Origin of the sequence: Hahella sp. HNIBRBA332, assembly GCF_030719035.1 — a bacterium.
Taxonomy (GTDB): Bacteria; Pseudomonadota; Gammaproteobacteria; order Pseudomonadales; family Oleiphilaceae; genus Hahella.
The window spans coordinates 2862502-2889048 of sequence record NZ_CP132203.1 but is presented as its reverse complement, the minus strand read 5'-3'; the positions used below and the strand labels follow the sequence as shown (position 1 = coordinate 2889048).

At 52.8% G+C, this 26547-nt stretch carries 5 protein-coding genes; 4 read left to right on the top strand and 1 reads right to left on the bottom strand.

Annotation, left to right across the window (positions count from 1 at the left end; genetic code table 11):
• Positions 1 to 76 precede the first annotated feature (76 nt).
• From O5O45_RS12820 to O5O45_RS12805, 4 genes are all read left to right on the top strand, one after another.
• Positions 77 to 12466, top strand: coding sequence for a hypothetical protein (locus O5O45_RS12820; RefSeq protein ID WP_305905615.1), 12390 nt, complete (start codon positions 77 to 79; stop codon positions 12464 to 12466).
• The gene (locus tag O5O45_RS12815; RefSeq protein WP_305906203.1) at positions 12348 to 17471 is read left to right on the top strand and encodes a polymorphic toxin-type HINT domain-containing protein; all 5124 of its coding nucleotides are present in this window, start codon (positions 12348 to 12350) and stop codon (positions 17469 to 17471) included. The genes O5O45_RS12820 and O5O45_RS12815 overlap by 119 nt, the downstream gene beginning before the upstream one ends.
• Positions 17472 to 17484: 13 nt before the next feature.
• Positions 17485 to 18000 (top strand): hypothetical protein, encoded by a 516-nt coding sequence (locus O5O45_RS12810; protein WP_305905614.1) that lies wholly within the window; start codon positions 17485 to 17487, stop codon positions 17998 to 18000.
• Positions 18001 to 18099: 99 nt separating this feature from the next.
• A complete protein-coding gene (locus tag O5O45_RS12805) occupies positions 18100 to 24324 on the top strand; it encodes a putative Ig domain-containing protein (RefSeq protein WP_305905613.1) in 6225 nt (2074 codons plus the stop codon).
• 101 nt (positions 24325 to 24425) lie between these two features.
• Here the strand turns inward: O5O45_RS12805 and O5O45_RS12800 are convergent, their stop codons facing one another.
• Positions 24426 to 26447: a diguanylate cyclase domain-containing protein gene (locus O5O45_RS12800; protein ID WP_305905612.1), complete on the bottom strand. Its 2022-nt coding sequence runs from the start codon at positions 26445 to 26447 to the stop codon at positions 24426 to 24428.
• Positions 26448 to 26547: the final 100 nt, after the last annotated feature.

Genomic DNA, 26547 nt, shown 5'->3' with positions numbered 1-26547 from the left:
GCATAAGTTTAATTCTTTACAGCTTAGAAATAGCGCTTCGGTTACCCATACTGTGGAATCCGCCAGCAAGCTCGATATGAATATTGAAGGCGTTCTATTTGTTGATTCAACGTCGTCCATCGATTTGGTCGGACGGGGAGCAACCTTTCTGGATGGCGCGAAAAATCAGACAGGCGGTAGTTACGGTGGTCGAGGCGGACGTTATGGCGGAAGCTTACTGGGCCTAGAAGAGCGGGGCAGTTATATGCGGCCTCAGGAGTTTGGAGCGGGAGGCCGGTACAACTCTTCTACGACTCACGGCGGAGGAGCGATTAAGCTTGCGGTGAGGAAGCTAAGGCTGGACGGCGTTGTTCGTGCGAACGGGCAGCCGGCAAGTCAAGCGGGCGTTGGCGGAGGTAGCGGCGGCTCTATTTGGCTGGACATTGAAGAATTGAGCGGAACAGGCTCAATAGAGGCCAACGGTGGAGGGGCGTATTCTGCCGCAGGCGGCGGTGGAGGCGGTCGCATCGCTGTTTATTACGATAGAAATGTTGATTTTCCTCTGAGTCAGATTAACGCCAAAGGCGGAGCTGGCAACGGATCTGGCGCCAAAGCAGGCGGAGCTGGAACGATTTATGTTGTCGACCGCGGGCAGGAGACGGCCATATTACGACTGGAGTCCCTGGGACCCCAGAGTGAGCAAACGACGATTTCAGAGGATGTGTCCTCACTGAGTTCGTTGGAAGTGAACTCAGCGAATGTTAAATTTCAGCACGCTAGAACGATTCGAAATACGCCTCAGGTTTACATTGATTCTGTGGTGCATCAAGAAGGTGAGCTTGAAGCCATTGGCTCGTCTCTCAAGCTGGATAAAAGTCAGCTTTTTCTTCCCACTATAACCCCTTTGAGCAAAGAGCAAAGCTGGGCGGACGTTGTCCTGATTAATAATTCGTTGTTGAGTCATAACTTTGTAAGCGAAAACTCGGTAAGAGGGATTGACTGGCGCGTAGACACAATGCAGGTGGACCAGAGTTCCGCAGTGGATGTTAGGGGGCGGGGAGCAACCTTTCTGGATGGCGCGAAAAATCAGACAGGCGGTAGTTACGGTGGTCGAGGCGGACGTTATGGCGGAAGCTTACTGGGCCTGGAAGAGCGGGGCAGTTATATGCGGCCTCAGGAGTTTGGAGCGGGAGGCCGGTACAACTCTTCTACGACTCACGGCGGAGGAGCGATTAAGCTTGCGGTGAGGAAGCTAAGGCTGGACGGCGTTGTTCGTGCGAACGGGCAGCCGGCAAGTCAAGCGGGCGTTGGCGGAGGTAGCGGCGGCTCTATTTGGCTGGACATTGAAGAATTGAGCGGAACAGGCTCAATAGAGGCCAACGGTGGAGGGGCGTATTCTGCCGCAGGCGGCGGTGGAGGCGGTCGCATCGCTGTTTATTACGATAGAAATGTTGATTTTCCTCTGAGTCAGATTAACGCCAAAGGCGGAGCTGGCAACGGATCTGGCGCCAAAGCAGGCGGAGCTGGAACGATTTATGTTGTCGACCGCGGGCAGGAGACGGCCATATTACGACTGGAGTCCCTGGGACCCCAGAGTGAGCAAACGACGATTTCAGAGGATGTGTCCTCACTGAGTTCGTTGGAAGTGAACTCAGCGAATGTTAAATTTCAGCACGCTAGAACGATTCGAAATACGCCTCAGGTTTACATTGATTCTGTGGTGCATCAAGAAGGTGAGCTTGAAGCCATTGGCTCGTCTCTCAAGCTGGATAAAAGTCAGCTTTTTCTTCCCACTATAACCCCTTTGAGCAAAGAGCAAAGCTGGGCGGACGTTGTCCTGATTAATAATTCGTTGTTGAGTCATAACTTTGTAAGCGAAAACTCGGTAAGAGGGATTGACTGGCGCGTAGACACAATGCAGGTGGACCAGAGTTCCGCAGTGGATGTTAGGGGGCGGGGAGCAACCTTTCTGGATGGCGCGAAAAATCAGACAGGCGGTAGTTACGGTGGTCGAGGCGGACGTTATGGCGGAAGCTTACTGGGCCTGGAAGAGCGGGGCAGTTATATGCGGCCTCAGGAGTTTGGAGCGGGAGGCCGGTACAACTCTTCTACGACTCACGGCGGAGGAGCGATTAAGCTTGCGGTGAGGAAGCTAAGGCTGGACGGCGTTGTTCGTGCGAACGGGCAGCCGGCAAGTCAAGCGGGCGTTGGCGGAGGTAGCGGCGGCTCTATTTGGCTGGACATTGAAGAATTGAGCGGAACAGGCTCAATAGAGGCCAACGGTGGAGGGGCGTATTCTGCCGCAGGCGGCGGTGGAGGCGGTCGCATCGCTGTTTATTACGATAGAAATGTTGATTTTCCTCTGAGTCAGATTAACGCCAAAGGCGGAGCTGGCAACGGATCTGGCGCCAAAGCAGGCGGAGCTGGAACGATTTATGTTGTCGACCGCGGGCAGGAGACGGCCATATTACGACTGGAGTCCCTGGGACTCCAGAGTGAGCAAACGACGATTTCAGAGGATGTATCTTTGCTGAGTTCGTTGGAAGTGAACTCTGCCGCTATTAATATTAAAGGCGACCTTGTAGCTAAAGACGCTGTTTTGTCGATGGATCAAGGGTTACTTGCTATATCAACGTTGACGCGTAAAGGAGTTGTGCAGAGCTGGAGCGAAGTCACTCTTCGCAATAATTCAGCCTTAGGACACTATTATGTCACCGAAGGCTCCCAGCGAGGATTGGATTGGATTGTTGACAAGATGTCCGTGGACGCCACTTCTGCTATCAATGTATCTGGTTATGGTGGAGAGTTCATAGATGGAGTCGGCGATTGGGCCGGCGGAAGCTATGGCGGGCGTGGCGGTCACTATCAGAACAATGGGGCAAGCGCAGAAGAGTATGGCAGCTATTTGCATCCGGTGGACTTCGGTTCGGGCGGCAGATATGGGGATCTATTCACCCGGGGTGGTGGGGCGGTAAAGCTAAAAGTTAATCAATTAAGGCTGGACGGGGCTATCCGCGCGGACGGATGGAAAGGGAGTAATTACTTCGGCGGAGGAAGCGGCGGCTCAATTTGGCTTGATGTTAGGGAGCTAAGCGGTTCTGGATCAATTTCCGCTAATGGGGCAGATGCCTTGCATTATGCTGGCGGCGGAGGCGGCGGTCGTGTTGCTGTTTATTATGACAAAAATATCGACTTTAACCTGGAAGCAGTCACTGCTTTAGGAGGGTTGGGTCACACAGGCGAATCTGGTGGCGCAGGTACGGTTTACCTTGAAGACCGGACTTTGCATAGAAAAGAGCTGATATTAGCCTCCAAAAGCAAAAACAGTGAACGGACGATTATTTCTGAGGATGTATCGGACCTCTCCAGAGTTGTTGTTCAGTCAGCAAATATCGGTTTTAGGCACGATAGAAAGATTCAAAATGCAGCCCAAGTTTTTAAAGACTCCCAAGTTGCGCAGGAAGGTGAGTTGGAGGTCTCTGATTCCAGCTTAACGATGGATTCCAGCTTGTACATTGTCGCGACTGTAACGCCTAGAAGCAAAGTTCAGAGGTGGACGGATATTTTGTTGGCGAATAATTCACGTGTGCGTCATGGCAGTGCGGTGGATGAATCGATTAGAGGAATCGATTGGGTTGCTGATAGTGTCACGATCGATGAAACCTCTTCGATAGATGTGACTGGTTTTGGTCGAAATTATATCGAAGGGACTGGGACACAGGCCGGTGGAAGCTACGGAGGGAAAGGCGGCAGTGGCGCCTCAAGCAATAGTGGGCCAGTTTATGGCGACTCAAGATATCCGATTGACTTTGGCGCAGGCGGGCGCGGCAAATCCACATCTTCTGTTCGTGGCGGCGGCGCCATAAAACTGGTGACCCACGCTCTCAAGCTTGATGGCGTGCTTCGCGCGGATGGAAAGCAGGGAGGGACTGAAGAGGCTGGCGGTAGTGGCGGGTCAATTTGGATTAATACTGGAACGATTGAGGGCAAAGGGACAATTTTCGCCAACGGCGGAGATGCAACTTATTTTGGCGGCGGTGGCGGTGGTGGTCGAGTTGCTGTCTACTACGAAGACAATGCTGGGTTTGTATTATCACAAGTCGCGGCTAAAGGTGGTTTAGGGAATAGAGCGAGTTCCGGTGAAGACGGCACAGTCCACATAGAGCAAAAGAACATGGCAGTAGTTGCTGTCGGAAGTTCGCCTGCTAATGGCGCTCTATTATCAAGTCCTTTAACGGAAGCAACTATTCGCTTTCTGCACCCCATAGACTCAACGTCTTTCACAAAAGCTGACGTTAACATAGCTGGCCCGGTCTCTGTGCAAGTCGCCTCTGTTTCGATGGTCGACTCACTTACTGCTCGCGTGTTATTTGAAACCCCCATAAGCGTTCGTGGAGATTATTCTCTGGAAATCGGCCCTGAGATTAAGGGGACTGGCGGCGGCTTGATGGATCAGGATCGTGATGGCGTATCTGGGGAACCCGATGACGATAAGTTCCGCGTTAACTTTCAAATGGAAGTTGTGGATGAAGTCATTGACAGGGATACGATCATCGCTGCTGACGATGACAGCTATCGCAATAAAAGCCTGCTGGTTAAAGGCGCAACCTTAACGGTGCTTGGAAAGCATGACTTCGGAGAAGTAAGGCTGACCGAAGGTGCGATTATGACTACCTCGGCGGCTACATCCGAGTCGCAGCCGATACCTGAATGGAATATTGGGCGATTGGCGATAGACCACGGCGCCTTGATAGATGTCTCGGGCCTGGGTTTGCCGCCAACCAATGACGTTATCGGTGATGCCGGCGGCTCATACGGTGGCGCTGGCGATATTGACACGGAAACTGACGCTGCGACGAACCCGGTATTTGGCGATAAGTTAGAACCTGCGGCCTATGGTATTGGTGGTCGTGGGGTGAATGGCGCAGGCTTCTCTTTGGGGGGAGGGGCGTTAAAGCTTCATGTAGATGAGCTGATCTTAGAAGGTGATATTCGTGCGAATGGCGGTGTGGCGGAACTGAATACAGCTGGCGCCAGCGGCGGCTCTCTTCTGGTTAATGTACGCACCATTTCTGGTGAGGGGATCATCTCAGCATCAGGTTCCTCAGGAAATCAATCTAAAGGCCATGGCGGTGGTGGACGGATAGCGCTTTACTACCAGAATATCAATGGTTTTTCCCCTGCCGCTCAGATTATGGCGTCCGGCGGATATGAAGGCGAAGCCGCGAAGGGCTCTGTTTACACATCCCACGTAAAAACGCCTACTGCTGTAAAAAGAACAGGTTTGGATAAGTTCACTGCATCCAGAGATACTTGGGTTGATATAGAGTTTATTAACGAAATTGATCCAACCTCTTTCACAATCGAAGATGTTTCCCTTATCGACAGTCTTGGCGTAGCGCGCAACATTCTGCAGATTGAAAAGCAGAATGCGGTGACCTACCGTGTGACCTGGGACGGGGAGCTGCAGGAAGGCAAGTATAGCCTCCTGGTCGGACCGGGGATTCTTGCCGCTACTGGTGAAGGAATGGACCAGAACGGTAACGGGACGACAGGGGAACTTGCAGATCAATATCGCCATGAATTTACTGTAGACCGTACTCCTCCTGCGCCTGTCAGTGTTATTTCTCATGGCGCGGGTGAAACGTATCAACTCAATCAGGACGTAGTGACTTTAACTGGTGAAACATCAGCGAACGTCGCTGTCTGGATAAATGGAAGAGAAGTAAAAAGTTACGGTGAGGGGGCTTGGGCCGTTGATTACTCTCTGTCTGAGGGAACTAACACTCTTGTTATTTCCGCCAGAGACGAAGCTGGTAATTCATCTGAAGAGATAAATCTCTCATTCCAGGTGGATTTGACTTTGCCTCAGATTTTGGCAGTGACTCCTGGCGACCTCATCAACGTCGCTCCAGAGCAGATTCGTATCCGCTTCATTGAAGAAAATGTCGATGCATCAACTTCATCCATGACGCTGCTGCGCGATGGCGTGGTGATTTCCGGCGATGCCAGAATTGAAGGCGATGAGCTTATATTTGTCCCTGCTTCAACTTTGTTGTCTGGACACTACAAAGTGCGGCCTGAAATTAAGGACATTGCTGGTAATACGTCCATTGCCAAGGATTACGTTTTTGAATTGGATAATGTTCCTCCCGCTTCGGTGACGTTGCAGGCTTATCCTGAAGTAACAACGATTAATCAGTATTTGTTTAAAGGCACGAAAGAAGCCGGTTCAGGAGTATGGCTCGGTGAAACTGAGATTATAAAACCCAACGCCGATACAACCTGGCAGTACAGTGCGGCGCTGGTATCTGGCGACAACCTTTTGCCATTTACTCTGCGTGACTTGGCCGGTAACGCCAGCACACCCACCATCGCCAACATTCGTTTCGATGATGCGGCGCCAGGGCAAGTGGCGTTGACCGTGAATGGAAAAGGTAACGGAACGGAGGCGGCGCTGGATTGGAGCGTTTACGACGAGTTCGCCAACGGTAATGACATCGCTGCTTACCATATTTATGTATCAGGCTCGAACTTCTCTGATATCGCAGGAATGACCCCGGCGGCGTCAACCTCATCTGGCGCCAAGACATTCAAACTCGCCGGCCTGATGCGTGGCGCGACAGTTTATGTGGCTGTTGTGGCGGAGGATGCAGCAGGTCTGAAGAGAGCGGCTGTAACCGCTCAGGCAGTTACGCCTGAAGATATTGTCAAACCAGAACCTATCGCTGAATTACGAGCGCTTTCCGCATCAACTTCCATCGATCTGTCCTGGGCGCAACATGCGAACGCTGCGGGCGATTTGGCGGGTTACAGAGTCTATGTAAACAAGGCGGGGAGCGAAGAGGTTAAAGATATTCCGCTGGCCTCAGCGAATATTTCCGATGGACGTGTGGGCCTTAAAGTCGAAGGCTTACAAGCTGCTACTGCGAACCCGATTCGCATTACAGCTTATGATCTTGCTGGCAATGAGTCCGATGCTGTATCTAATCCTGGCGTGACGCTGTTGGCTAACCCAGCAGGCGTGACGACTGATCCGTTAAGCGGTCAGTTGAAGGTAAGCTGGCAAGCCTCCCAGCCTGCCAATCTGGTAAAGGAATATCGTATCTATGCGCAAGACGCCGTATTTTCCAGTGTTGCAGGCATGGCTCCCAAAACAACCGTCAGCGGCAGCGCGCTCACACGCAACATTGCAGGTCTGTCTAACGGTGTGACCTATTACGTGGCCGTGACGGCTGTGAACCTCTCTGGCGGTGAAGAAACGCAAGTGGCTGCTGTGACAGGCAAGCCGGAAGAAGATAACGTCGGCCCTGAGATTGTATCTGTCGAATTTGTCAGTGCGAATGGTTCCGCGCAGCTGAGCGGCTCGACGTTGACGATGGATGGAAAGGTCGTTGTAAAAGCCAATGACCCTGCCGGCGTCAGTCGAGTTGAATTTGAGAAGGATGGCGAGAGCTGGGGAATGGATCTGAACGCTGATCCTGACTTTGAGCGCGCCTGGTTGCTGGCGGGAGAGACTGACGGCGCTCACACGATCAGTGTGTCCGTCTATGACAATCTCAATAATGTCACGCAGATCAAGGATATTCCTGTCAGCGTTGATTTGGCCGCGCCGTCGGCCCCACAGTTGACCGCGCCGCTCAACGGCGTCACCACCAACAAGGTTGAAGTCGATGTGGCGGGAACTGCAACTGCAAATACTTTGGTTCAGTTGTTCGTGAACGGTGAAGCGCAAGGTGAAACGTATAGTGTTGCGGAAGCGGGCGTGTTCTCTGGCGTGGTGTCTTTGCAGAATGGCGTGAATGAGATCGCCGCCAAGGCGACCTACGTTGGGCGCACCAAGGTGAGCGCCGCCAGCGACGCTCTGTCCGTGACTCTGGACGACACACTGCCGAACGCGCCGCAGAGTTTGTCGACGGTTGGAAAAGCGCTGGGGAAAGTGGCGCTGGGCTGGATGCCGGTCAATGACCCCAGAGTGAAAGGGTATAACCTGTATCGTTCTACCGATTCATTTAGCACGATTGCTGAAGCTGGCGCGCCGGTAAATCAGAAGCTGATTACTGGAACCAGTTATACGGATGTTCCTTTCACCGATGGTGTTTATTTCTATCGCGTGGCCAGCGTCAATGAGCTGGGTAGCCTGAGTGAACTATCCGAGAGCGTAGAAGCAAGGGCTGACAGCGAAGCGCCAAAGGCGATCAAAGTTGAGTACATGGCGTACGGCGCCAAAGATGAAGCGAGCGGCCGATTTGGTCCTGGCCTGGTGGATCTGACCGTAACCTTCGATGAGCCTTTGCGTAACCCCCCATACTTTGCATTGGCGATGGAAAATGCCTTGCCGCTGACAGTAGAGCTGGAGCGGGATTTTGATGATGAGCTTTTATACCGCGGCCAGTTTGAAATCGAAGCTACTACGCCTACTGGTGTGGTGACGCCTGTGCTGGCGGCGTTTGATAGTGTCGGCAATCGTGGATCACTAGTGGTAAGCGGCGGCGATCTGCGCATTGATACGCAAGGGCCGGATGTCCGTACTTTGACAGTCAACCCCGCTGCGCCGATTCGTAACGATGATCCGGCCGGCAAAGAAGTTGAAGTTGTCCTGACCCTGGCGGATGACGTCAATCCAGGAGAGGAACCGAAACTGGTTCCGTTTATTGAGGAAAATGGCGCGCCAACGGTTATTGCTGATTATCAGGACGGCATTACGCTGAGCAAAGACGGATCTTCCCAGGAAGGACGCCCAGTCTATGTTGGGCGCATGCGATTGCCGTTGACGGCGGGGCAGGATCAGGATGGTCAGCCCAACGCGGAACAACTCGGCTTTTTACTTTCCGCCCAGGATGATCTGGGTAACGCCGCCAAGCCTGTGCCAGCGCATATACGCTTCCAGGTTTATCAAGGTGAGTTGCCTCCGTTGGGCGCGCCGGATCAGTTGACGGGCAAAGCCTTACCTGGCGGACGAGTTGCCTTGAACTGGAGTCTGGTGGGCAGTGCGGCGGGATATGCGTTGTATCGTAAAGCTCCTGGTGAAGTTGAATTGTCAGAATGGAAGCGATTCGACGACGTGTTGACGGAAAGCTACATCGACGGCGAGCCGACGCCTTTAGCTGATGGCGAATATCAGTACGCCATCGCTTCTTTACGAAGTGAAAACGGACAGACAACAGTCAGCGCCCCCGGCGTCCCAGTGACGATTAACGCGGATGCGACGGCGCCAACAGCGCCAGCCAGCCTGCAAGCCAGGCTGAGCGGTTCCGGCGTATATCTGCAATGGCAAGCGCCTGCAGGGGATGGTCTGCGTTACAACGTCTATCGACTGAACCTGCCGGAAACGGCGGAGGATATTGATCTCTCTGACGTTGCAGCGCTTCAGGAAAATCTCCCGAAAGAGATCGCGCTGGATAGCAAACCGTCAGAAACTGAACACCTGTATGTGGTGACGGCGGTGGATAGCGCAGGTAATGAGTCTGCGCCTTCCAACACCCAGTATGTAAATGCAGATTTGCTGCCTGTTAATCAATTGAGCGTGTTGCTGGAAAACGACAGCCGCCCGGTGGTCAACTGGAGCCACAATGGCGCCAGTATCGCTGGATACGATATTTACGTTGGCGATGACGCAGATCGCGTCAAGCTCAATGCTGATCTGCTGACTAACGCGGATTATGAAGATCTGGGTTACAACGCGGGTGAGTTCAGCTCCGGCTCGGTGGAAGAGCGCTTCTACACTGTCGTGGCGAAAGACAACCAAGGCAAGGAAAGCATTGGCCACAGTCTTTTGCTGCCCGCGCTGAGCGTTGATTTGAAGCCTGCTGACGAGTCTGAAAATAGCGTTGAGCCGATCAAGCGTGGCGTCATGAACCGAGTGTTGTTCCGCGTCGCTAATAGCGGCGTGACCAAGATTGAACGCGCGCGCTTGAAAGTGACGGTGAACGTCGCGGGAGCCGCCAAGTCTCACTACTCGGACTACTTCGCTGTTGAACCGGGAAGCTTCTCCGACGTGGGTGTTGTCATCGGCGGATATCAGTCTCTGGATGCGTTTGCGGATCTCGATATCAGCATTCTGTGGTCGCCGCAGGCGGGTGAGAACGTAGAGATTCGTCAGTGGCGCCAGGTAGCCGTTGGCCAGTCTGCGCTGGTGGCCACACTGGAGACACTGAACTTCGTTCGCGGCGCAACTGGAAAAGCACGTTTCAGACTGGAAAATGTCAGCGATGTGGAGTCTGAGATTCTCATGGCGGCGAACAGCGGCAAGAACGCCTCACCGGACATTCGCTTTATCCTTGAGGACTTCGCTGGCAACGTGTATGGCGCGACCTCTATCAAGCAAGTGACTGGAGATGTCGTCACCACCACGGACCGCTCCACAGTGGCGCGTATTCCAGCGGGCGGCGAGTACGTCACGGAATACTTCGACGTGCCTGTGTCGTCTTCTGTCCCGGAGTCAGCGTTGCTGCGTCTGGAGATTGACAAGCTGCACTACCAGGTTGGCCGCGATACGCATGTTGCGATCGCTGGTACACGCGCGTCTCAAGTAGTGACGTTACAGGAGACGCCTTATTACGGTGAGCTGACGTCTGTAGAGCCCGCCAAAGCGTTCGCTGGTGAAACCGTGACAATCAAGGGACGTGCGATTGATCGCGCCAGCAATGAACCGATGGCCAACGCCATATTGACGGTGGCGATGAAGGTGCGCGGGTTTGAGCGCCAATACGCTGCCTTTACGGATGTGCAAGGCCAGTTCGAGTTCACCTACACGCCAACTATCAATGATACCGGAGAGTATGTGGTTTCTATTGTCCATCCTGACAAGTTGGATCGTCCGGAACACGGCCGTTTTATTGTAGAGGGCGCATCTGTGGCCCCTGCCATATACAAGGTGTCTGTGCCCAGAAACTATGAATATGGCATGGACGTGCGCGTCAAAGCCGGTTTCAGTACGCAGTTGACCAATGTGCGTCTGGAGTGGGCGGCGGAGCTGGATGAAGACGGACAGCCAAAACCAATGGCGGATGGACTGCAAGTCAGCAGCTCCACGCTGGAGGCTATCGCGCCGAATACTACGGGTTATCTCAAGCTGAAGCTGACGGGTGATAATCTGGCTCCAGAAAATGGACGTCTTTACTTCAAGGTTATGACGGACAACCAGGAGCAGCCTTTGGCGTTGCTGACGGTGCAATATTATCTGTCAGCGGCGGCGCCGTTGGCGAAGGTATCGCCAAGCTACATCACCACTGGCGTCAAGCTGGGAGATGAGCAAGGGGAAACCTTTAAGGTAACCAACGGCGGCCTGGAAACATTGACCAATGCACGCCTGTCTCTGGTGGATCAATACGATGCGCCAGCTCCTGAGTGGGTGCGTATCGTTGGCGATCGCAGTCTGGGGAATATTGCGGTGAATGAGTCGCGCACTATCCAGTTGGCGTTCCGTCCCGATGCGACTGTGCCTAAAGGCGACTACCGCTTTAAGGTGTTGATCCAGGGCGATAATTTGCCGACCCAGCCTTACATTGTAGATGTGGCGGTGACGGACTCCACCTTCGGCGGCGTGCATTTCCATACTTCGGATATATACACCGCCACCAAGGCTGAAAACGGCGGCTTGATTCCGGGGCTGGCGAAAGTGCGCATCTCGCTGCAGAACGAAGACGTGCTCAGCGAAACCTATGAAATCTACACCGATGAGTTCGGCGATGGTTTCCTGGAGAACCTCTCCACTGGCTCTTATACCTATCGGGCCAGCGCGTTTGATCATGACAGCGTAAGCGGACGTATCTGGGTGCGCTCGGGCGCGGTGACCAGTGAAGAAGTGTTCCTGATGAACAAACTGATCTCGGTGGAATTCTCCGTGCGTGAAATCACCCTGGAAGACCGTTACGAAGTGGTGTTGAACGCCACCTACGAAACCAACGTCCCAGCCCCGGTTGTCCTGTTCGAACCCATGTCGGTCAACCTGCCAATGATGAAGAAAGGCGAGGTGTTCCAGGGCGAGTTCAGTTTGACGAACTATGGCTTGGTCGCGGCGGAAGATGTGAAGTCAAATCTGACCAAGGGCGATAACTTCGCGCGTTTCGAATACTTCGGAGAGATTCCTGACACCTTATTCCCCGGACAAGTAGTGGTTGTGCCTTATCGCATTATCGCGCTTCAGGACTTTGATCCCAGCGCAGACGGCGACGCCAGCGGCGCCGGATGTGCGAACCATAACTACAACTCGGATATAAGTTTCTCTTCCCCTTGCGCCAACGGGAATGTCGCCAAAGGAAATGCTGGCATAAACCATAATGCGGCGGGAGGTTCATCCTGTGGTGAAGGTGGCGATAGCCCGTTTACGTTAGGCGGGGGAATATGGTCGGGAGATTATGGCGACTTTGGTTCTGGAACCTCTGTTTCGCCAGAGCCCGCCACATCGCAAGGTGTCGGCAGTGGATTTTGTGGCGATGGGGACGGTAACTGTGGCGGCGGCAGCGGTACCGAGTCAGGTTCATGACAGGGTAATGAGTGTAATGGGAAAAGTAGTAAATCAGATTGAAGTAAAGAGAAAACACGTGTTCGACTCATTGTTTAAAAGTTATTGCGCCAGACTGACTCAAGTGGTTCTAGCCCTTTTGCTGCTGGTGAGCTCTAATGGCGCTTATGCGGCTCCTGGCATTGTGCTGCTTGAAGAGCAGGCGTATCACACTGGTGGATTCAATCTGCGGGAAATGGATTTCTGGGTCCAGTCTAAGGGGAGCCCTGTACGACTCTCCCGCGTTTACAAAGATGGTCGTGGGTGGACCTGGAATGAGCGTTGGGACAGACTTAAGCTCAAAAAAAATGAAGTAAAGCTGGTGCTTGATGTCGCCAATGGAGGATATGGCAGTAATGGTACGAACAGTCTAAAGCTGGATAAGGTCGTTGAAACGCCGCTTAAGCCAGAAGAGCACTATTTACGTTGGGACTATATTAAACGCGGCGACACAAAGTATGAACACGTCAAGGGACAAAAGCGATTTGGCTATGGCGGCAATTATATAGAGGCCACTCCGACTGGCTACATTTGGCATAACAGGGAAGGAGAGTGGATTACCTATGACTCCGAAGGGGTCATGCTTAAATATGGAGATGCCGAAGGCAATGAAATATATTTTAAGCGTGATGAAGCGGGAAGAGTCGCTGAGGTTAAAGATACTCTTGATCGCACCTTATACTCCCTTAGCTATGTTGATGAAAAAAGTGGTCTGGTAAAGTCCGCCACCGACTATACAGGGCGAACAGTCAGTTATCACTACACTAATGGTCATCTTACTTCGGTTATTGATGTAAGGGGGTATGAGTGGCGATATGAATATAATGATGATGGTGACCTGAATCGGCGAATTGATCCTGAGAGTAATGTAACGACATACGGCTATGAAGATCGTCGAGTCGATCAGATTGTATATGCCGATGGCAGCAGTATAGCCTATGAATACGGATATGATAAAAAGTACAAGATGTATCTGTTCACTACTCGCGGTGTGGACGGAACGGTTATTGATCAGAAAATTCTGGATAATGATCCTGAGCAAGAGCAGAAAGTCTACTTTGTCTCACAGGGTGGAAGCGGTTCTTCACCAAAGCCTAAATCCACCTCTGTCTTAAAGGTAAAAGCTCTTTTTGACAGTGTCGCAAAGGACCCCAAAAAGAGTTATGGAAGGGAAATATATTCTGAAAAAATAAATGGGAAGCAGTTCTCAACTGTTCACTATTCTTATGAAACCGGCATTCGCACTTTAACGGATGTATATGGAAAACGGACCGCCATTCTTGAGGACCATTGGGGCAATCCCATTAAGAAGGTCTATCCAGATGGTGAGGAAGTCAGCAGTACTTATGATGCAAGATTTGACTATGTAACCTCGCATACCAATAAGGCCGGTATTCGCTCAACATACAGTTATGATTCCGCGGGCAGAATGGCGTCCGCAAATCTGGCAGTGGGCACGGATGTGGCCAGTAGCGTTACATTTGCGCATACGGATGATATGACAAAAGCCACCTACAGTGGGAAAGTAGGTGAAGCATTCAGCAGATATTCATACTTCGACGACCGCGGCAACAATATCAAACAAGTCGATAGCGAAGGCTATGAGACTTTATATACCTACGACGTCATGGGCAATGTTAAGACCATGACCACCCCGCGGGGCTATACCTATACCTTTGAATATGACGATGCCGGCAACCTGTTATCCGTAACCGATCCGCTCTCCCGGACGACCAGTTACATCTACGATAAAGTGGGCAATGTCATTACCGAAACTGCGCCTAATAAAAGCAAAACTTCTTTTACATATAATGCGCTTAATCAGTGGGAAGAAGTCAAAGACCAGTTAAATCAGAAGGCGGAACACAAAACTGATCCCAAAACCAATACGACCCGCATTGCTTCTGCCGGGAAATCCGTTGGTTATATTCGCAATGGAATGTTTGGCGAGCCGCTGGAGTTTGTGGATGGCGAGGGGAACAGGGTTGAGTATGTTTATGATAACCAGCTTCTGAAAGAAGTTCGGTATCCCACCTTAACGCAGAAGTTTTCCTACAATAATCAGCGTCTGATTGAGCAGGTCACTACGGAGTACGATGGGCAAAGCTCCGTCACCAGCTTTGAATATGACGTGCTGGGGCAGTTGACCAAAAAAATCGTCGCAGGCGGCCGTTCTGTTTCCTATGAGTACGATGAACTGGGCCGGGTAAGCGTTTTGAAAGACGCGGACGGGGGATTGACTCAGTTTTTCTATGACCATCGCAGCAACCTGATTAAAGTCATTGACCCGGAAAATCGGGAAGCGCGACTGGAATATGATACTAACGGTTTTATCAAAGCCGAAGTCTTTGTGGTCGAGGGCGTTGAACATCGACGCACTTACAGCTATGACCCTAATGGCAACCTTGCGCAGGTTATCACTCCCATCGGAGAGAAGCTGGTATACACCTACGACGAGGCGGATCAGCTAAAACGGCTGGAGTACTTTGTCAATAAAGACGCCGCCCTGGCGCGCAAGGTCGTTAATTTCGCCTATGACGAGCTGGGCCTGCTGAAGAGCTACAGCGATGGCGAGACTTCTGCTGTTTACCGTCGCGACGAATTGGGTCATCTCGCTGAGGCGACGGTCAATTATGGTCCATTCAGCAAAACCATCGCCTATACCTACGACGAAAACGGGGTAGTGGACAGCTATACCAACCCTGAAAGCCTGACCTATGAGTATGGCTACAACGGGGTGGGTAAAATATCTACGGTGACGGTACCGGGCGCGGGCGTTATTACATTCAATAGCTACAACTGGGGACAGCCGACTTCCATCACCTTCCCGGGCGGCGCGAGCATTGAGCGCAACTACAACGGTCTGATGGCCTTTACGGAAAACAAGCTGCTTGACCCCGCCAGCAATGTCATTATGCGTGCGGTCTATGGCTACGATGGCTCCGGCAATATCACCAACCTTTCGACTGACCACGGCGATTACACATACGGCTATGACAACCTGAACCGTCTGGAGTCAGTCGATTATCCCCAATCCACCCCGGAACTGACTGATCAGGCTTATACCTACGACGCAGCAGGCAACCGCTTGAGTCGTAAGAGCGGCTCTAGTGACACTGAGGTTGTCACTGAGGAACTGGAGTATAACGACGCCAACCAACTGGTGCGTCAGGGTGAAGTTTATTATCACTACGACGCCAACGGCCATTTAATCAGCAAAGGCGCGGACGCTACCGGAGAGAATCCAGAATATCGTTACATCTACAGCGCCGACGAACGTTTGGTGCGCGTCGAATCTGGCGCCGGGACGGTGATTGCCGAATACGGCTATGATCCATTCGGACGCCGCTTATGGAAGGAGGTAGCTGGCGAGCGCACTTATTTCCTGTACAACTTCTCAGGGTTGATGGCGGAATACGACGCCTCAGGTAATCTGCTCAAAGAGTATCACTACCTGCCTACCAGTACCTGGATGAGCGATCCCCTGTTCATGCGCGAAAAAGGGGAGATTTATTACTATCAAGTGGACCATCTGGGCACGCCTACCCGTTTGATCAAACCCAATGGCGAGACGGTCTGGGAAGGTCGTTACGACGCGTTTGGCGAAGCGGAAGTTGTAACCGCCAAAGTAGAAAACAATCTGCGTTTACCCGGCCAGTATTTCGATAAAGAAACCGGTTTCCACCATAACTTTATGCGGGATTACGATCCCGATATAGGCCGCTATATCCAGGCTGATCCCCTCGGTATTGGCGGAGGCTTGAACAGGTACGCGTACTCCCGGTTAAGTCCGCTAATGGCTTTCGATCCTTATGGAACTGACTATTATGAGATAACTGATAAGTTTTTCGATTTAATTTCACCAAAAGATGAGGACGGCTACCCAATACCCTTACCTCAAGGTTTTGTGGATGGCGCTGCTGCCATTGGTGATAATGCTATTTCCACAGTGAGTGGTGGCCTCGTCTCTGGGCAGGAAATCAGAAACTGGCTGGGCATTGACGGTGGCGTCAATATGTGCTCCGGCATGTACCGCTTTGTAGACTTCGCAGCAGGCTTTATCCCTTGGGGCGGTCCGGCCAAAGGTATCAGCAGGCTTACGCGCTCAAGAAAGACGTCTAATCTCAGCAAAGGCAATAAAACTTCTGGCACCAAAAACAATACCGGTCCGGCCTGTCAGTGTTTTGTCGCTGGCACTCTGGTTGAGACAGCTGAAGGGAAGGTCGCCATTGAAGAGATTGAAGTCGGCGACCAAGTATATGCCAGGGATGAGATAACAGGAGAAACGCAGCTTAGAATGGTTCTGAATACTATCCAGAATCAAGACAAGCAGATTGTAACTATTACAGTAAGGGATTCCGAAGGACATCAGGAAGAGATAAATACGACTCCAGAACATCCTATTTGGGTTGAAGGTGAATCCTGGTCTAGGGCTGATAAGCTGGAAGAAGGTGACAAGCTAACAACTTTTGATGGCCATTCTTTTGAAGTTATTTCTCTAAGTTATCTATTGGAAAGGCAGCCAACCTTTAACATTACAGTTGAGGGTAATCATAATTACTTTGTTGGAAATGGCGGAATTTGGGTTCACAACTCCGTCGTCTGTGATTTAACTAGCAGTCCTGGTCGGGTGCAAACTAGAATAAATCTTGCAAAAGGACATACACGAACAACTCCAAAAAGAAGAAGTGGGCATCCGGTTTCAGCTGGATTTGATCATGTTGTGGACCAGCATTTTAATAGGTCACTAGAAAATAATAGATCAATATTTTCTATAACACCATCAGAGCTTAAAAATGTACTTCAAAGTAAGAACGTTGTGAACTCGCCTGTTACGGATATAGGAGGAGGGCAGTTTGTCCGGGTTGTCGATACTGGCCGTACAATTGGAAATGCATCTCTCAACCATGGTGGAGGGGCTACTAGCCGAATGAAAGTGATTACAGATAAAGCAGGAAATCTAATTACTGCCTATCCTGTTCGATAATATAGGAGGTAAGATGTCACGTCATATAAGAGCCTGGGAGTCTTTTTGCGAGCATATTTTTTCTATAGAGGTAGAGAGATTAAGTGCGAGTGAGTTTTATGTTCACATATGCAATTGGTTGAAAAAAAGCAAGTTTCTTTTTGATAGATATTTGTGGGATTTATATGGTTTTGAATTTTATTTGAATATTGATATTGGTGAGTATGTTGTTGAATGTTGTGATTGCAGGGAGAGCAAAGAGTCGGTTAGATGGAAAAGTATGCAGCCTTCATCTATGAGTGGCATTGCAGTTATTGTTCGTGATGTATTATGGAGTATCGTAACTTTTCAGTCTGAGCGTATGTGTCCCAGATGCGGTGATGATGTTTTATGTATTCTAATTAATGAGCTGGATGATGAGCTTGTTTATTTTTGTAACCTTTGCTGTTGGGCGGAGCTGTCTTCTGGGCAGCAATGGTTGGGGGAAGAAAAGTTGATTCCGGTAACTATTAAGAAGCTTGGTGAAAAAGGCGTATTGATAAACAATTAGCGGCTTGTAAGTACCTTCTCTTTTGATGGTTTTGTGAGTTTAATTTAGATATTGAGAAACTCATAGTTGAGAAATAGCGCTAGTATTACAGGGTGGAAGATGACAGCGATTCGAAGTAAGTCGTGGATCGTGACGGCGGGGTTGGTTTTGTTCGTGGCGGGGCTGCTGGGTGGCGTTGCGCGAGCGGAGGAATCGCTGTGTGCGGTGGTGAAGATGGAGCTCTCCCAGGAATTGACGGTGGAGCGGCAGGCCTTTGAGGCGACGATGCGGGTGACCAATAGCTTGGATGCGTTCGCTTTGGAGAATATCAAGATTGCGATTCAGTTCAGCGATGATGCGGGTAATTCGGTCATCGCTTCCTCTGATCCGAATCACAGCTCGGCGAAGTTTTTCATCAAGCTGGATCAGCATCAGGGGATCAACTCCGTCTTGACAGGGGCGAACGGCGCCATTACCGATGGTAAGATCGACCCCGCTCAAGTCGGCGAGCTGCGCTGGCTGATCATCCCCACCAAAAGCTCCGGCGGCGCTGACGGGCAGGGCAAGCTCTATTATGTCGGCGCAACCCTCAATCTGACATACGGCGGTAAATCCGAGACCCTGCAGGTGGCGCCGGATACGATTGTTGTCAAACCACAGCCCGACATACTGCTCGACTACTTCCTGACACGGGAAGTGAATGGCGACAACCCATTCACGACGCCAATTGAACCGGCGGAGCCATACACCTTGGGCGTACGCATCTCCAACCGAGGCGGCGGCGCGGCGCATAAAGTCAAAATCGAATCGGCGCAGCCCAAAATTATCGACAACCAGCATCAGTTGCTGGTGGACTTCAAAATCACTGGCAGCTATCTGGATGACGAGCCAGCGGATAAAACCCTGCTGATCGACTTTGGCGATATTCCCGCCAAGAGCAATCGTGTCGGGCGCTGGATCATGGAGTCTTCCCTGACGGGCACTTTCACGGAACTGACCGCCAAGATGACCCATGCCGACGAACTGGGCGGCGCCCTGACGTCTTTATTGCAGGCCCCGGTCACACATCTATTGGTGCACGACGTTAAAGTTGATTTGCCTGGGCGCGACAATATTACGGATTTTCTTGCGCATGAAGGCGCTGGCTACAAAGTGTATGAATCTGAGTCATTGGGCGTCGAGAATCCGGTGTGTAACGACTGCACAGACGTCAAGACTTTGAGTGGCGCTCTTGGCGGCGAGCAGAGCGGTGGCGGTTCCGTCAGACGCGTGTTGACCGTTGGCGCGATGGAAGGGCTGGCGTACATCAAGATCAGTGATCCCTACCTGGGCGACAAGGCCTTGACGCGAGTAGTGCGCGGCGATGGCAAAGCGCTGCCAGCGAATAACTTCTGGCTGTCCAAAACCCTGCAAGAAGACAAGATCAACTACGACTATTACTTGAACCTGTTTGATAGCCTGTCCTCGTCCAGCGACACCAAATATACGCTGGAATTTGGCGGCGCCGCGCAGGTAAATCTGCCACCGGTTATTCAACATATCAGCGATCGCACGACCTATGAAACCGGTCAGGTCGGCTTTCTGGTGCAATCCAGCGACCCCAATAAAACCACACCGACGTTAACCGTTCTGAATCCTCCCAGCGGCGCCACCTTTAATGCCAAAGGCGACGGTACGGGGACATTCAACTGGTTCCCACAGCGTGGGCAAGCTGGTACCTACGTAGTTAATTTTGAAGCCACTGATGGCGCCTTGAAAGCGACCAAGTCCGTGAAAATTGTGGTGAACCCTGAAAATGATCGCGATGGCGACGGCATGGACGACGCCTGGGAGATAGAGCATTTTGGTGACCTTTCCCGTGATGGAACCGATGATTATGACCACGACGGCATATTGGATCTGGCGGAGTTTCTGAATGGCGGCGATCCCAAGAATCCTCCTACGGGACCGCAGCCTCCAGAGCTGGACACCCCCGCCTATGACGCGGAAGTGGCTACCGCCGCTCCCGTATTAAAAGTCAAAAACGGCGCGCATCAGGATGGTGCCTATAGCTATCGATTCGAGGTATACCGCGATAAGGCCCTGAAGCAAAAAGTAGCGACGATGGCTGGCGTAGCTGAGGGCGGCGCAACCACTGAGGCGGTTATCGCCGATGACAAACTTGAGCCGGGCGTCACGCTCAGCGACAACGCGGAATACTACTGGCGCGCCCGCCTGGAAGGCGCTGAAGCCAACAGCGACTGGGTGAATGGACGCTTCTTCCTGAACTCCGCGAATGATGCGCCGGGCGAATTCGCCATTGCTTTTCCCGGCAGTGAGTCTGTGGTCGCCTCCGTAAGGCCTACATTGGTCGTTAACAACAGCGTTGACGTGGACCGGGATGCGTTGAGCTACAGCTTTTATGTGTATGCGGAGTCTGACGCCAGCTTCTCCAGTCCGGTGGCGCAGGTGACAGGGCTGAATCCCGGCATCGGCGGCAAGACTTCCTGGCAGGTCTCTGAATTGCTGGAAGAGAATGGCGTCTATCTGTGGATCGCCAAGGTCACTGACGAGCATGGCGCTGTCGCCACCAGCGAAGCCGCCAGCTTTATCGTCAGCACCTTGAATGAAGCGCCGGCGGCCCCGCGTATCGCAGCGCCAGAGAACGGCGCGGTGACGGCGGATGTCGTCCTGGACTTGCAAGTGCACAACGCGGTTGATCCTGAGCGTAACGACCTGAGCTACTTCTTTGAACTGGATACGGTTGAGACATTCGACAGCGCGGAGAAGAAAGCCTCCGGCGCGGTAACGGAAACGCAGCAAACCACGTCCTGGCGGGTAGAAGGTCTGGTGGAGGACAAGGTCTATTACTGGCGTGTGAAAGCCTATGACGGGCTGTCATTCAGCCCCTGGATCAGCGCTTCTTTCACCGTTGACGCGGAGAATCTCGCGCCACCCGCGCCAACTTTGAACAATCCGGCGGATGGCGTCTGGGTTGAAGTCGCCAGACCAGCCCTGTCTGTGCATCCGGTTAATGATCCGGACGGCGATGCGGTGACCTATCGTTTCGAGCTGTACGCCGATGCTGAACTGAAGAACAGAATCATGGAGCGTCAGAGCGCCGCAGCTATCTGGACGCCGGATGTTGATCTGTCTGATAACGCAACATACTGGTGGCGGGCGCAGGCGATTGACGCTAAAGACATGGCGGGTCCATGGAGCGCAGCGCAAAGCTTCTTTGTGAATGTGGATGGCGTCAATGACGAGCCGACTTTCGCTTTCGTTTTGCCGAAGGAAAACCAGGTTCTGTCCGGCGGCGCGGTCGCGATTCAATGGACCGACGCGGACCCGGACAGCGCGGCGAAGATTACTTTGCTTGCGAATGGCGTCGTCATTGCCGACAACATAGAGGAAGATCTGGATGGGGACGGTGATAAATACACCTGGAGTCTGGATGGCTTGGCGGACGGGGTTTATACGCTCAGCGCGTTGATTAAAGACGAGGCGAATCAGATCTCCGTAGCCGCCTGTTGTACGGTGACCAAGCAGTCCAACTCTGCGCCGGTTATCGTCTCACTGCCGCCTTCGCTGGAAACGGAAGAAGGCAGCGCGAAAACCGTCGATATCCAGATTTCTCTGGGGCGGAAGCCGGAAGCGGGTAAAAGCGTGCTGATCAATCTCAGCCTGTCCGACGCCAGCGAAGGCCTGTTATTAACAGAGAACTATCTGCAATTCACCGAGTCCAGCTGGAACTTGCCGCAGACCGTCAGTGTCAGAGGCGTGGACGACTGTGAACCGGACGGTGAGATCGCCTACAAATTGATCTTGGCTCCAGCGGTCAGTGACGACCCAGTGTACAGCGGTTATGACGTGGACGACGTGACCCTCTACAACCTGGACGATGAACAACCTGGACAGAAGCTGGTGGTCTGCTCTGTTGAGGTGACTGATCAGGTCGTCAATGGAGGCAGAATACAGGCGCGGGTCTGGCCGGTCGTAATTAATTACGGCGCAGCGGTGCAAGACGTCACGGCGACCGCGTCAGTCAAAGCGGGCGCTGACCTGAGTATCCTGGATGCGGCGTCAGTCACGTTCCCGGTGATTTACCAGGGACTGAAGGCGCAAAGTAACCAGGGCGTGTTGGTGGATGCTCCCGCCAGCGCCAATGGTCTGGTTGATTACAGCGCCCTGCAATGGTCGCTGACGCCAGGAAAGCCCTACACGCAGACAGATGGTGACGATGGCGACAACGACCTGCAAGGCACCGATGGCGATGACGAATTGCAGGGGCGCGGCGGCAATGACTTGATTGCAGGCGGCGATGGCGCAGATACGATTATTGGCGGCGTTGGCGCGGATATCATGTTGGGCGGCAAAGGCGACGACCGCTTCTTGATCGAAGGTCGAGACATTTACGCTGACCTGTTCATCGGCGGTGAGGGATACGACCGTATTCTTGGCGGTTCCGGCGACGATGTGGTGAGGCTGTCCACTTATGGCGTCTTTGCGCCTGAGTATGGCGATGAAGCCTCCGTGGAGGAAATCGACGGCGGCGCCGGCTATAACCTGATAGAAGGAACGCAAGGCGCGGATCGTATCGTGCTGACGCATACGCTGTTGAAGAATATCGCCAGAATCGATGGTTTGGGCGGCGACGACCTGATTGAAGGCAGCGCAGGCGCTGACCTGATTGTAGGCGGGCCGGGCGCTGACATATTGAAAGGCGGCAAGGGCGACGATAGCTTTATGATCACTGCCGGTGATGCGGATGCAGATGCGATTGACGGTGGAGAAGGCAATGACCAGATTCTGGGTACACCGGAAAATGACCTGATCCGACTGAGTTCCGTCGCTAACATTGAGGTGGTCGACGGCCGTGGTGGGCAGGACAAAATCATCGGCACATATCAGAACGACCTGCTCGATTTCCGGGGCGCGACCCTGCTGGGTATCACTGAAATCAATGCGGGTTCTGGTGATGACGTGGTATACGGAACCGCTGGCGTGGATGTCTTAATCGGCGAAGCCGGAGATGATCGTCTATATGGCGGTGGCGGCAATGATCGATTTATTGTTCGCGGCGCCAGTCAGGCGGGAGACCGATTTGATGGCGGCGAAGGCTTTGACGTTCTGGAAGGCGGCGCTGGAGACGATGAGTTTAAGTTTGCACTGGTCAAATCAGGTGACCCTGAGAGTCAACTGGTCTCAATTGAGCGTATCGACGGCGGTGGCGGTCGTAACCTGATTACAGGAACCAAGGGCTATGGCACGACTGATTACCTGGATCTGAGTCAAATAGAGTTGGTTGGCATTACGTCAATAGATCTATATAGCGGTGATGACATTGTTATAGGCTCGTCGGGCGCAGATGTTATCAACGGCGATTCAGGCAATGATACGTTGCATGGGCGTGGTGGAAATGATCATCTGAATGGCGGCTCAGCCAATGATGAGCTATATGGCGATGAAGGTGACGACTATCTGAATGGCGGCGTTGGCAATGATGTGATGTACGGCGGCCCTGGAAATGACACCTTTGTGCTGAATGGCGGAGATGAAGGCGTTGATGTCTTTATTGGCGGAGAGGGCGTTGATGTCATTCTCGGAACTGACGGCGATGACATGATTCGTATTCCCGCCCCCAAAGATGGTGACTCCAAGTCTGTGCTGGATGTGGAAAAAATCGATTTGGGTAAAGGGGTTAATCTCCTGATTGGCGCCGACGGATACAACGGGAACGATGCTCTCGATTTTAGTGCCGTGGAGTTGATTGGCGTGTCACGCATTGAAACCCGGAACGGAGCGGATGTCGTGATAGGTTCCAGAGCGGGCGACTACATTGATGGCGGGCTGAGAGAGGACCAGCTCCATGGTGGCGCGGGAGCCGACACTCTGATCGGCGGAAGGGGTAATGACAGACTTTATGGAGACGAGGGCGAGGACATCCTTCAAGGCGGTGAAGACGACGATTACCTGGAAGGCGGCCCTGATGAAGACGTTTATGTATTTGGTCCCAATGATGGATCAGACACTATCAATGATGTAAACGATGAGGGGCGGAACCGCATCGTTATCGTTGGCGGCGTGACGGCGGAACAGGTATGGCTCCGTCGGTCGGGCTCCACATTGGTGGTGGAAATTTTGGGGTATGGCAAACGGGACAGGATAGTCGTAGAGGGATGGTACGACGCGGCGGTTAGACCTGTTCGTGAGATCAAACTTGATCAGGCGACCCTTAACGAAGAGGACATCACCGCATTGGCGGACCTGATGTCAGGCTACTCCGCTCCCAACTCCGGTCAGCTTACCGTGTCGGATACCGACTGGGAGACCATCAAAGCCGGCATTAACGCAAAGTGGCGATAGCTGATCGCTAATGCAGGACATAAAGCCGGCTAGCAATAGCCGGCTTTTTTCGTTAAATCCCCACTGTTGAACCCATGCCTTTGATGTTTTGCTCTCCCACCTCAAGCCACAGAATCCGATCCACCCTTCGCCTCCAGTAATCCCGGTTTGATAAGCGAGTAGTAGCGGTATTGGCCGGGGCCGGACTTTTTGGCTTCGTACATGGCGTCGTCGGCGTAGCGGAGTAGGGTGGTTTCGTCGTCAGCGTTGTCTGGATAGACGGCGATGCCGATGCTGGGGGAGGTATGGATGTGGACGCCGCTCAGGATATACGGGCGCGACAGGCTAACGATGACGCTTTTGGCGAGGCGGGCGGAGTTGTTGAGGTTTTTGTGGTCAAGGGCGACGATGACGAATTCGTCTCCGCCCAGGCGTGAAATCAGGTCAGATTCACGACAGATGCTTTTCAGGCGAAATGCGACTTCTTTTAACAGGGCATCTCCGGCGTCATGGCCATAGGTATCGTTGACGGCTTTGAAACGGTCCAGATCCAGATAGAGCAGCGCCAGCTTGCGTTTGCGGCGGCGGGCCATGGCGAGTTCCTGAAATAAGTAGGCGGTCAGAAAGCGTCGATTGGCCAGCCCGGTCAGCGAGTCATGAGTGGCGAAGTATTCCGCCTGGCGCTGCGCGGTCATCTCTGAGATAAGCAGCGCCGCACCGACGGGGCCACTTTGTTCATTTTCGAAGAGGGGCAGGCAGGCGGCGAGAAAGTGCCTCTCTACCTCGCTCGCCTTGCCTTCAATAACGGCTTCGGCGTTGTAGGAAGGCGTTCCTGATAGTAGCGTTTGTGAAAGCTGCGTTTCAAATTGTCCTAGAAGTTCAGACGCAAGATCAGTGACCGTGCGTCCATGCACAAGCGTGTTTTGTAGCCCGCTCCACTCAGCGAGTTTCACATTCATGCGCAGACAATGCATGCTCTGGTCGACAATGACGATCCCGATGGGCGCGCCTTCATAGAGCATGTCCAATTCCGCATATTGGCGTTGCAATGCCGTTTCTCTGGACTTCAACTGCTGCATCATCTCGCTCAGCGCATCGCTCAGAAGATGGATTTCCTGTGGCGCGGATTGTTGCATGCGAAAGGCGATCAGACGGGCGCCGTCTTTTATCTGGCGGGCGGAAGCCGCGAGCGACTTCAAAGGGCGGGATATTTGTTCAGCGATGACCCAGCCGACCAAGGCGAATGCCGCGGCGATGATCGCCCCCCAGCGCCAAATGACCGTGCGTAGCTGACGGATTGGCGCCAGAGCGGTTTCCGCCTGCTGGCGCGCCACCACGGTCCATCCCAGGCCTTTGAAGCTGCGAAAGCCCTTGGTGTCGGCGAATCCAGTGAGATAGCGCTCGCCGTCTGGCCATTGAGTTAACCCTATCGCGTTGGCCTTGAGCGAATCCGGCAAATGGATGTTCATGGCGAGCAAGGCCTCAGGCCCAAGAATGACGCGGTCTTGCTGGGAAACGACTAATAACTCGAACTTTTGACTTTGGTGACGCAGGACATTCGCCGTCAGTTCCGATGCCCAATCCCAACTCACATAAGCGCCCAACACACCGATGACCAGCCCTTGCGAGTTGCGGATTGGGGCGGCCATCTCAATGAAATTGGAAAGCTTTGTCGTGAAGCCGGGATTACTGGTGGCGTCCTGGTGCAGGCCACGAATGTCGCCCACATAAGGGCCGGCTTTTCCGCCAAGCCACCAGGTCTGATCCGCGACGTTCAGCCCTTCCATCAGGCTGTTGGTGGCTTGCAGTACAACGCCGTTCGCGTCGGTAAAGCCGATCCAGGCGTAATATTCCTGGGTTTTCTTCAGCGCTTCCAGAATATTGCGGCGCTCATCCTCCTGGCCTTCCCGCAAATGGCGGATGGTGGGAAGGCTGGAGACATTGATGATATCCCGCAGTCTTGCGTAAATGCCCCGGTCAAGGTCTTCGGCCAATTGTGAGGCGGCGCCGATAAACTGACGATCCAGCTCTTTTTGGAGGCGGTGGGAAGCTTCATAGTCGACAATAGCGCTCACTACGGCTGTCGTCGCGATGACCACTCCGGCGAAGCTGAGAGAAAGCAGGGTCCTTAACCTTAAGCTCATTGCGGACGTCCTGGCCACAAAGGGGAGTTCTTTAGGTGTAGATGAGCGGACCCAATACTGCAAGAGGGGAAGCGATGGCGGACGCAAATATATTTTGCAG